Annotated in this window: 8 protein-coding genes and 1 pseudogene; all 9 read right to left on the bottom strand. The window is 69.8% G+C overall.

Annotation, left to right across the window (positions count from 1 at the left end; genetic code table 11):
* Positions 1-64: 64 nt before the first annotated feature.
* Positions 65-952: pseudogene (locus ACIPLC_RS34545) on the bottom strand (transposase); the annotation flags it as partial.
* Between the two features lie 196 nt (positions 953-1,148).
* The gene (locus ACIPLC_RS34540) at positions 1,149-2,444 is read right to left on the bottom strand and encodes an MFS transporter (protein WP_400477001.1); all 1,296 of its coding nucleotides are present in this window, start codon (positions 2,442-2,444) and stop codon (positions 1,149-1,151) included.
* Between the two features lie 33 nt (positions 2,445-2,477).
* Complete coding sequence (locus tag ACIPLC_RS34535) at positions 2,478-3,071, bottom strand: ArsR/SmtB family transcription factor (RefSeq protein WP_400477000.1); 594 nt, start codon at positions 3,069-3,071, stop codon at positions 2,478-2,480.
* Between the two features lie 424 nt (positions 3,072-3,495).
* The gene (locus tag ACIPLC_RS34530) at positions 3,496-4,350 is read right to left on the bottom strand and encodes an IS5 family transposase (protein ID WP_400476999.1); all 855 of its coding nucleotides are present in this window, start codon (positions 4,348-4,350) and stop codon (positions 3,496-3,498) included.
* Positions 4,351-4,411: 61 nt separating this feature from the next.
* Complete coding sequence (locus ACIPLC_RS34525; protein WP_400476998.1) at positions 4,412-4,840, bottom strand: RacP protein; 429 nt, start codon at positions 4,838-4,840, stop codon at positions 4,412-4,414.
* A gap of 3 nt (positions 4,841-4,843) precedes the next feature.
* A complete protein-coding gene (locus tag ACIPLC_RS34520; RefSeq protein WP_400476997.1) occupies positions 4,844-5,962 on the bottom strand; it encodes a DUF6192 family protein in 1,119 nt (372 codons plus the stop codon).
* Between the two features lie 499 nt (positions 5,963-6,461).
* Positions 6,462-7,136 carry a hypothetical protein gene (locus ACIPLC_RS34515; RefSeq protein WP_400476996.1) on the bottom strand — a complete coding sequence of 225 codons (675 nt, stop codon included), beginning with the start codon at positions 7,134-7,136 and terminating at the stop codon, positions 6,462-6,464.
* 11 nt (positions 7,137-7,147) lie between these two features.
* A complete protein-coding gene (locus ACIPLC_RS34510; protein WP_400476995.1) occupies positions 7,148-7,507 on the bottom strand; it encodes a hypothetical protein in 360 nt (119 codons plus the stop codon).
* On the bottom strand, positions 7,504-9,702 hold the full coding sequence (locus ACIPLC_RS34505) for a glycoside hydrolase domain-containing protein (RefSeq protein ID WP_400476994.1): 2,199 nt from the start codon (positions 9,700-9,702) through the stop codon (positions 7,504-7,506). Before ACIPLC_RS34505 ends, ACIPLC_RS34510 begins: the two co-directional genes overlap by 4 nt.
* Positions 9,703-9,770 lie beyond the last annotated feature (68 nt).

Raw genomic sequence — 9,770 nt, 5'->3', positions numbered from 1 at the left:
CTCCTCGGCACCGTCCACAACCTCAGCAAAATCCTCGCCGGCACCGCAAAATCGCGCTCTTGACTCCCGGACGGGCGAAGTCGTGCGACAGCCTCGGGGCCTTCGTATGCAGGTTCCGGAACCCGCGCCGGACGCGGGCGGGGGTGAGCTTGTTCGGTTCCGCCGGCCGCTCCCAGGGGTGGCGGAGGTCGGCGACGAGCGGGCGGGCGAGGCGGAGCTGGGTGTGGGCGACGATGACCAGCCAGGTCCACCGGTCGGCCGCCGCGGAGTCGCGTAGGCGGGGCCGGGTCCAGCCGAGGGTCTGCTTGAGCAGGCGGAACGTGTGCTCCAGGTCGAAGCGGCGGAGGAACGCCTGCCAGCAGCGGTCCACGTCGGCCGGGTCGGCGCCGGTGCTCGACCACCAGAGCCAGACCGGCCGGTTCACCCCGCCGCTGGGCAGCTTCTCGACGGCCAGCCGGATCACCGTGCCCTCGATGACCGGCAGCGGCCCGTCGTGCTCCAGCCAGGCCGCCCGTTTCGTGAGACGTGGGTGGAGCCGGTCCCAGGCCCGGGCGGTGGCGGTGCCGTAGCGGCGGGTCGCGGTGGTGGTGACCGCCTGCTCGGTGCCCCAGGTGGCGGGGTCGCCGAAGACGAACGGCGAGACGTCCACCGCCAGCACCAGGCGGCCGCCCGCGGCGCGCGGCAGCGGCAGGCCGGCCAGCTCCGACCGTAGCCGGTCGACGTCCATGCGGCCCTTGTTCAGCGCGCCGTAGAGGGCGCCGTGGCCGCGCCGGTGCTCAGGCGCGAGCGCCAGGTCCACCAGGGTCTTCACCGGCCCGTCGGTGCACAGCACCGCGTCGGTCAGCTCGAACAGCGCGTCTCGCCGCCCGGTCAGGCAGTCGTAGAAGACCCCCCGGAAGCGTGACAGTTCCGCGAACGGCTCGCCCTGAACACTCTGTTCCACCACAATCACCAGCACGGCCTTCGCATCAAGTCCTGTAACCCTTAGTCGAGTTCAGGATCACGCGAAGGCCGTACCCACGTCCCGGAGACACCCGAACGAGTGATCACCGGGCCCGCTCGTTCGAGGCCGGATGTTAAACGACAAGGTCAGTGCCTGTTTGCAAGCTTCCGGGCAGCGTTTGGCCAGGTCAGGAATCGAACAAGGCTCACTGGGCTGCGGTCGGGTTGCTCAGGTGGTCACGCCTGGCCCGCTGCCGGGGCAGTTCGGCGTGGCGCACCGCGTCGGAGGCTAGGGCGATGACCGCGCCCAGGCTGGCGAAGATGCCGCAGCCGACGAATACCGGGGCGGCGCCCCAGGTCCCGATGGCGGCACCGACCAGCGGGTAGCTGAGGGGGGCTATACCGACCATGGTGAGCATGACGACGGAGGTGACCCGGCCGAGATAGGCCGGGTCCGCCGCGGTCTGTATGAGGGCGTTGTTCAGGCTGCCGAAGACGCCCGCACACAGTCCGATGACCGCAGCCAGCACTGCGGCGAGCCACAGGGTGGGCACCAGCGCGATGGTGGCCGCGCCCGCGCAGCCCACGAGCAGTGTCCCGGTCATCATCAGGCCGGCACGGGGCAGCCATCCTGCGATGGCAAGCAGTGAGGCGCTGGCCGCAGCTCCCGCACTGAAGCTGCTGGCGATCCAGCCGTAGCCGGAAGGGCCCCAGCCGCGTTCGGCGTTGAGGAGCACCATGCCGACGTTGAGGGTGCCGATGAGCCCGAGTTCGCAGACGGCGCCGGCGACGACGAGCGGGCCGATGAGGCGGTGGCGGCGGATGTAGCGCAGGCCGTCGAGCAGGTCCTGCCGCGCGGTGCTGGGCTCCGGTCGCTCGGCGTCGCTCGCTCCGAGGGGCCGTATCCGTATCGTCAGCAGGAGCGGCAGGGACAGCGCGATGAGCAGTCCGGCGACGGTGAAGGCGGCTGCGGGTCCGCCGAGTCCCATGGCCAGGCCGCCGATCGGCGGGCCCGCGATCTGGCCGAGGCGGGTCGACAGCGAGCGCATACCGGTGACCCGGGCCAGCTGGTCAGGGGTGGTGATCCGGGATGGGAGGGCGCCGACAGCGGGTACGAACAGCGCGTCCACGGCGCCGAAGACGAGCGCCACCGTGACCAGGATCCACAGGGCCGGCGCTGTCAGTGCGATGCCGGCGGCCACCGCCAGGATGAGGATGCAGCGCAGTATGTCACTGCCGAGGATCACCCGGCGGGGGTCGAACCGGTCGGCCACCACGCCCCCGCCGAGCATGAGTAACGCTCGCGGTAGCGCTCCGGCGGCCATGACGAGGCCGACTTCGGCGGGACCGGCCACCTTCTGGGCGGACCAGCCCAGGGCGACGAAGTACACGCTGTCGCCGACGAGGGAGACCGTGTAGGCGGTGAGCCAGCGCAGCACGTTGGCGTCGCGGTGCGCCGGTGTGGTGGCGCGTTCGGGCAGGACTGTGTGCGGGGCGGCCATGGCGGGGCTCCAGTAAGTCGGGATTCGGCTGAGTCAGGGCCGGAAGGGAAAGCCGTAGACGTGCACGGACACGTGCTCGCGGTCCTCGGTGTCGCCGGCCGCCTTGGCCGCCTTGCCGCGCTCCCGCCAGCGTCGGGCGAGCGCCTCAAGCTCGTCGCTCATCTCGGCGAGCTCGGCCGGGGTGAGGTCGAGCAGCCACTCGGAGGTGAAGGACGCGTCGCTCCACGCCTTCCCCCAGGCGGACTTCTGGTCGAGATACGTGCGGTACTGGGCGACGCGGGTGTCGAACATCCCTCGGGTCACTGCGCCGACTGCGGCGGCGCCCTCGGGCGTGTCCGCGAAGTCCGAGTCGCGGAAGCCCCAGCCCTCTTCGGATGGGACCTTCCACCACCGCTCGCGGCCGTCGGTGCTCTGGTCGCTCGCCTGGGTCACGAAGCCGTGCTCGGCCAGCTTGCGCAAGTGGTAGCTGACCAGCGAGGGCGCTTCGTCGACATGCTCGGCGAGCTGAGAGGCGGTCGCGGTGCCCGCGGCGTACAGCAGCCGGTACAGCTGCATCCGCAGCGGGTTCATGAACGCCCTCAACCGTGACAGGTCGGTGATCTGCTCAGGCTCGTGCTTCGGTCGCATGCACTCACCGTAGGTATGAAGCGAAGACTTCGCAATAGTCGCTTCAGAGTTGGATGGCCGAGCAGCCCGGCTCCGTGCGCAGGAGGCTGGAGGCAGCCAGCCCAGCTCGACTTGACTGCCGCTGACGAGGTCAGCGCCGACTGTCTCCAGGGGCAAGCAGGCTGGTGGCCTCGGCGATCGCCTCCGCCGAGGGGGGGAAGTAGCGCCGTACGTTCTCGGGCTTCTTGTGCCGTGACCTGGCCATCAGCATCGGCAGGCTGGCTCCGGCCTCGCTCAGACACGTCCGGCCGTCGATGCCCCGTCAGTACGGATGTCCCTCAATCCCCAATCCGCTGACTGGCCGGTGGCGGACGTGGGAAGGTGGGTCCGGGACGGCGGTTCGGACCGGTCTCGATGGAGGTCCCCGCGGTGACCTCCGGTTCAGTCAGTCCCGCTGGGCTTCGCGGGATGCCGGCTGTCCCGACCGGCGGGAGGTCCGGCGGGTGATGCGCCTGGTCATGATGGTGATCGCGGCCCAGGTGATCAGCGACTCGGAGTGCTGGACGAGGCGTTCGTAGTCGCGGGCGTGTCGGCGGGCGTTCATGATCCACGCTATCGACCTCTCGACCACCCAGCGGCGGGGCAGGATGACGAAGCCCTTCGCGTCCTTGGGGCGGCTGACGGTCTTGACCGTGAGGTTCAGGTACTTCTTCGCCCAGGTCACGAGCTTTCCGGCATAGCCGGAGTCGGCCCAGACGATGGTGATCTCCGGGTGCATCAGCCGCAGCCGGAACAGCACTTCCTTCGCCGCGTCACGGTCCGTCATGTCGGCCGGGGTGACCATGACGAACAGCGGCAGGCCCTTGGTGTCCACGACCAGGTGTCTCTTCCTGCCATTGATCTTCTTCGCGCCGTCGTAGCCGCGGCTGGCCTTGCCGACCGTGTCGGCGGCCTTCACGGACTGGGAGTCGATGACGGTGGCCACCGCCCCGGGCGAGCGTCCCGTGTCGCACCGGACGCGCTTGCGGAGTTGGTCACGGATCTGGCCGACCACGCCGGCTGCCGCCCAGCGCGCCATGAACCCCCAGACCGTGCGCCAGGGCGGGAAGTCCTTCGGCAGCGCGCGCCACTTGCATCCCGTGTCAACGACGTAGCGGATCGCGTCCACGATCTCCCGGCGCGGGTGCTTCTCCGGCTGGCCGCCGACCGTGGTCTCGCAGGCCGGGGGCGGCAGCAGCGGCTCGATCAGCGCCCATTCGTCGTCCCAAGTGTCGGACGGATAGCAGCGGCGCCGGGCCACGTTCTCCTCCCTCCGGGCAGTGCTGCGGGTCCAGCCGCCGGAGCAGCCGGACCCGCAGCGGTCAGGCGTCGATGTAGTCGGCGATGACGTCGAGCGTGGACTCGACGGAGCTGAGCTGGGTGTTCAGGTGCCTGATCCACCGGCCCTTGGGCTGCAGGGCGGCGTGCGGGGCGACGACGCCGGTGATGAACCGGCGGATCTCGGTGAGCTTCTCGCGGATCACCGCGACCTCGTACGCCTGGAGCTCGGCGGGGTCGGAGCAGAACTTGTAGCCGTCTGCCCGGCTCCAGATCAGGGGCGGCCACTCGCGTTCGGCGATGATGTCCCGCAGGCAGGCCAGGCCAGCCCTCACTTGGCTCCCGCTCAGCTCGCTGGACCTGACCAGTTGGTCGAAGGTCAGCCCGGCCGGCCTCGCCTCGAAGAGGACGAAGCGGACGGTGTCGGCGTGCCGCTCGGCGGCGGGAGACCTGCGCTGGGAAGCGCGGGGCACGGCCTACTCACCTTGCAGGAGGCGGGCCAGCTCGCCGTCAACGTCGACCTTCCCGGTGTCGACCGCCGTCTCGATCCAGTCAAGCGTCGCCCGCACCCGGGCAACGTTCTCGTGGACGATGATCCGCTCGTCCTCGCCGAGCTCGCGATCGCGCAGGCTCGGGACCATCCGGCCCGCGGCGGCGACGAACGCGTGGCAGGCGGTGACCAGGTCCAGGAACTCCGCCGTCCGGTCGAGCCTGCGGATCGTCGGCGCGACGGGGCTGTTCTCCTCGAAGTGCTCGCGGGCCTGGCGGCCGCGCTCGACCTGGGCGTGGTTGACTTGGTGGCGGGCGGTGTCGTCGGCCATCGCCCGGGCCGCGACGTCCGGGCGCCGCAGCAGCCCGGTGGTCACCTCGGCGGCGACGTGGTCGTCGCGGGTCAGCTCCTCGACCACTTTCACCTTCTCCGCTGGGGCGACCCGGGCAACGACCGCCGGGCGCCGCAGGAAGTCCGGGGCGACCGCCGCCGCGACCTCGTCGTCGCGGGTCAGCTCCTCCACCACCCGGACCTTGTCCTCAGGCTTGACCTGCGCGACCACCGCAGGACGCCGCAGCAGGTCACCAGTCACCGTCGCCGCGACACGCTCGTCCTGGACGAGCGTGTGGACCGCGCTGACCTTCTCCTGCGGGGTGACCGGCTTCTGGACCTGCCGGCCTACCCGCCGGTTCGCCTCGTCCGGGGTCCACCGCGCCTTGCCCGGCGGCGGCGTGAGGATCGCGGCGAACCGTTCCTCGTCATCGGGTATGGCCGCCAGGACCCGGTGGACGGTGTGGGACACCCCGGCCACCCGCCGCTCCTTCGGCCACTTCGACGACGTCCAGCGCGCGTTCCTCACCGACGAGTAGGTCAGGCCGATGTCTTCGGCCAGGCGGAAAAGCGAGTCCTTCACCGTGAACAGCTCGTCGGCCTTCTCCTGGCCGCCGTACTCACGCATCGGTTCGACCTCCAGCGCGTAGTCGCCGATCGTGAACTGCGCGCGGCTGGTCGTCTCGATCAGCTTCCGCAGCTCCGCGACGATCTCCGCGTACCGCTCGAAGCTGACACTGCCGACCTTGTCGTCCTTCTCGATCTCCTCGGGCATGGCTCACACCGCCAACTCACGGGCCGGGTGCGGCACTTGACCACGACGGGACGCGGCCCGCTTTCCGCGCAGCAGAGTCAACCCACCGGTGAGCTGATCACAACAATCAGCCTTCAGGTGATCGGAATTGACCGATTCCGACCGGCGAAGCCGTTCGCGTTGCGGTCACTGTGACCGTTCGCCGAACGATTTGGTCCGGACCCTCCAGGCCCTCATCACGCACCTCCGCGAGCAGTAGACCGCGTTCGAACGCCGGTCCACCCCGGCCACCCACCGCTCGCCGCACTCCGGGCACTCCACCCGGCCGGCACCGCTGAGTTCGGCCGCCACTCGCTTTCGCAGCCGGCGGTCCACCCGCCACTGCCTGGCACGACGCACCGTGGAGCAGTAGACGGCATCGGGCCGCGCGTCCGGCCTCAACCGGCCCCCGCAGCCCCTGCACTCCCGCTCTCCGGCCTGCCCGATGCCCTTCGACACCAGGTCAGATTAGGGCTCCAGGCTACTCAGAAACCGGGATACGAACCAGCCACTCACCGGGGCGGGCGCCCCAACTGCGTAGCCGGTTGGCGAGCCGGTTGACCCGGCGGTCCTCCGGGCCGAGCGCGACGTAGAACAGCGACTCGTCCACCTCGTCGTCGTCTCCGCCCCAGCGCACGACTCCCTGGCACTCGGCGAGGATGTCCCGCAGCACCACTTCCTGGTAGGCGAAGAGCCCGCCCTTCGCCGAGGCGCCGGGGCGGATGCGCACCGCCGTGCCGGAGGCGAGGTTCGACTCCGGCAGCGCCCCGCGGAGGCTGCCGATCTCCTGCCAGCCGAGCAGGTCACCGCTCGGGAGTTCCTCCACCTCGTAGTGGAAGCGCCGGATCAGGTGGACGAGGACCTCCTCCACGTCGCCGATCCGGATGTCCACCGAGAGCCCGGTACCGGCCACCTGGCGGGTCCAGACGGTGGAGACGTGGTTCGCCTCCTTCTCGATCGTCCAGCCGTTGGCGCTGGTCGGGAGCTTCCTCTCCGGGATCCCGGTCGCGTTCGGCGAGGTGGCCGGAGCGGCCGAGGTGGTCGGAGTGGCCGAGGCGGCCCCCGGGAGCAGTGCGGCCGTCGCTGCGGCCGTACCGATGGCGGCGGCGCCCTTGACCGCGGTCCGCCGCGTGATGCCGATCTGCACGTCTTCCATCCCTTTTCCTCCTACAGAACGATGATGAGCACGAACGTGGGCACCAGGGTCAGCAGGACGCTCGTCAGCCAGTACACCGCGCGGACACCGGCCGGGGCCGTGCGGCGCCGGACGGCCCTGTTGGCGAGGCACCACAGGATCGTGGAGCCAGCTACCAGCGGTCCGGGCAGCATCAGCCACGGCAGCATGCCGTCGTTCTCCGTCGGCTCGCGACTGGTCCAGCCGAGCGCGGCGAGCGGCCAGTTGGTGGCGAAGTGGTAGAACAGCCACACCGGTACGACGCCGGGCACCCCCAGCAGGAGGTTCACGAGGACGGCGGTGGGTGAGTAGCTCCGGGTGCGCGGAGTCTCCACGTCCGTACGGGTGCTCATTTGGTGCGGGACAGCAGGTTGTAGCTCTCCAGCACGTTGTACAGGCCGATCAGCTCGCGGCCGTACTGCTGCGCGTCCTCGCCGAGGCCGTTGTACCGGGCCAGCAGGGCCTGGGTGTCGGCCTGGCCGGTGGTCAGGTTCGGTCGCGCGATCTTGAGCTGGTGGGAGTTGTAGACCGTCAGATAAGCGACCGACCGGATGTTGTAGGCGGGGTCCTGGAGCTTGTCCCAGACCTCCCGCAGGTTGGGTTCGGCCAGCAGGGACCCGTTGATCAGGCCCTCCTTGACGCAGTGATTGCGGGCGGCGATGGCGACCCGGGCGAAGATCTGGCCCCAGCCGGTGCTGCAGTCCTCCATGACGCCGTTGCGGACGGCGGCGTCGGCGAGCGGGTCGAGCGGGTTCAGCTTGCGCAGTTCCCACAGGACGGGGGCCTGGATCAGGGCCTTGCGCAGCTTCAACTCGCGGGCCAGCGCGGTGAACAGCCAGTCCGCACCGAGCACCAGGTCGAAGGCCTTGGTGGTGGAGACGCCGCCCAGGGTGGCCCAGTCCTTGTCGGTCCAGCCGTCGCCACCGGTCTCCGGGACACCGATCGAGGTGAGGTGGCCCTGCACGTCGCGGAGCATGGAGTCGCGGTAGGCGGTCTTGTCCAGGTCGACGTCGAGCCCGGCGACGGTGCCGACGCCCGGGTCGAAGTCGCCCTGGCCGGTGTCCCGGCCGGAGGCGATGTTGGTGTCGATCTCGATGGCGCCCGCGCCCGAGCCGACGGTGAGGGTGGCGATCTGGTCGAACGCCCAGTTGCTCGGCATCGGGTAGCCGAGGTTGCCGGAGAAGCCGCTCGACATGTCGGAGACGAAGCTCGTCTCCGCGAAGCCCGCGTCCGCGACCCGCTGGCAGACGTTGCGCGGCCCGTAGATGCCCACCCGGTAGGGGGAGTTCTCGCTGATCGTGTGGTGGATGCCCCGGAAGTGCGGGATGACGAAGCCGGTGACCTCGCCGTCCATGGCGTCGTAGTCGACGGCGAAGTAGATGGTCGTGCCGGGCTTGAATCCGTGGAAACGCGCCCACTCGATCGCGCGGAAGGCGTCGTTGTTGCCTTGGGGGTAGCTGAAGTAGTCCGCCGACCGGCTCCAGGTCTGGAAGATCGGGAAGCAGCGCAGCCCGTACTGCTTGATGGTGGCCAGCTCGCCTGGTTGGATCTGCTTCTCCGGCAGGCTGGTGGTCGAGGGGTTGGAGAGGTACCGGCCGATGTACTGGTAGCCGGCGTCCTTGAGCGCCTGCGCGCGGGCCGGAGTGATCTTCGTGACGCCGTCGCAGGCCGTGCCCCGGCGGGTCTGGTCGCCGTAGGAGACCAGCAGCGAGGCCCAGGTCTGGAAGTCGCCCGCACCGGTGACCGGCAGCTTCATGAAGGACTGGAACGCCTCGACACCGCTCTTCACCGTGGCGGTGAAGTCGCCGAGGGGGACGTCCCGCCTGTTGAGGATCATCGCCGCCGTGAACAGCGTCGGCCAGGTGCCCGTGGCGCCGGGCGAGACCGTGTGGGTCCTCAGCCCCGCCTGGGTGCCGGGGCCGAAGGCGCCGTTCGCGGTGCCGTCGGCCATGCCCAGCTCGTACTGGATCGCGAGCAGCATGGACTTCGCGACGTCCCGGGAGTGGTACCCGTCGCAGGGGATGACGAAGAAGTCCCTGCGGTTGACGTACCGGCCGTTCAGCCATCGCTGGATGGCCCGGATGCCGTCCGCACCGCCGCTGACGGTGACGTACGCGTCCATGGTGAGCAGGCCCTTGACCACCTTCGGTTCGAGGGAACTGCCCGGGAACACCGAGTCCAGGCCCATGTGGGACTTGAGCCTGGTGACTGCGGCCTTGACCCGGGCGTTGTACTGCCCGTCGATCTCGCCGCCGTCGTAGCCCTTGCAGTACAGGGCGGACTGGATGATCCGGCAGAAGTTCGCGGACGGGACGGTCGAGTCGTCAATCTTCGGGTGCTTGGCCTGGAGGGTCGAGAGGGTGGTCGGGCCGAAGGAGTTCGAGAGTGCGGTGATGCCCATCTCGTACTGGAGCGCGCGGGTCAGCGCGTACATCGTCGGCCAGCCGGTCCGGCCGTCCTCCTCCAGCCTGGATATGCCGAGTGTGGCCCCGTTGCCGTAGGTCGTGTTGATGAACTTCTGAGCCAGACGAACCATCTCGTCAGCCATGAACTGTCTCCTGCTTTCCGGTGGAGCGCCGTTACCCCTCCGCCGGCACGGGCGGATGCCGCCGGGCG

Source organism: Kitasatospora sp. NPDC086801 (assembly GCF_044745805.1).
In the GTDB taxonomy this organism is placed as follows: domain Bacteria; phylum Actinomycetota; class Actinomycetes; order Streptomycetales; family Streptomycetaceae; genus Kitasatospora.
This window is presented reverse-complemented; position numbering and strand designations above follow the sequence as displayed.

What these genes read in the sequence shown, in the direction of transcription:
- ACIPLC_RS34540 (WP_400477001.1), bottom strand. Translation starts at nt 2,444, where the DNA reads ATGGCCGCCCCGCACACAGTCCTGCCCGAACGCGCCACCACACCGGCG.
- ACIPLC_RS34535 (WP_400477000.1), bottom strand. Translation starts at nt 3,071, where the DNA reads ATGCGACCGAAGCACGAGCCTGAGCAGATCACCGACCTGTCACGGTTG.
- ACIPLC_RS34520 (WP_400476997.1), bottom strand. Translation starts at nt 5,962, where the DNA reads ATGCCCGAGGAGATCGAGAAGGACGACAAGGTCGGCAGTGTCAGCTTC.
- ACIPLC_RS34515 (WP_400476996.1), bottom strand. Translation starts at nt 7,136, where the DNA reads ATGGAAGACGTGCAGATCGGCATCACGCGGCGGACCGCGGTCAAGGGC.
- ACIPLC_RS34510 (WP_400476995.1), bottom strand. Translation starts at nt 7,507, where the DNA reads ATGAGCACCCGTACGGACGTGGAGACTCCGCGCACCCGGAGCTACTCA.
- ACIPLC_RS34505 (WP_400476994.1), bottom strand. Translation starts at nt 9,702, where the DNA reads ATGGCTGACGAGATGGTTCGTCTGGCTCAGAAGTTCATCAACACGACC.